A 255-nucleotide genomic window follows, 5' to 3' on the forward strand; every position below is an offset into this window, starting at 1 on the left:
CGACCGCCGCTCGCACGAGACCACCGCGGCGATGCTGGCGACGCTGTCGCCGCTGGACCGCGAGCGCCTGCTGCGCGCGATCGCCGAGGCGGAGCGCGCGCTGACCGCGCATGCGCTGCCGGCGCCGCAGCGCCTGCGCGTGCGCGAGTACAGCATCGGCGACATCGGCTGGGCGATCGAGCGCCACGGCCGCCTGTACGCCGACGAATACGGCTGGAACGGCGAGTTCGAAGCGCTGGTGGCGCGGTTGTTCGC

At 74.5% G+C, this 255-nt stretch carries 1 protein-coding gene; it reads left to right on the plus strand.

Annotated elements, in window-relative coordinates:
- Window positions 1–255 (plus strand): MarR family transcriptional regulator (locus HKX41_12345; protein NNC24925.1); only part of this gene is annotated, 255 nt, incomplete at both ends.

Source organism: Salifodinibacter halophilus (assembly GCA_012999515.1).
Lineage (GTDB): Bacteria > Pseudomonadota > Gammaproteobacteria > Nevskiales > Salinisphaeraceae > Salifodinibacter > Salifodinibacter halophilus.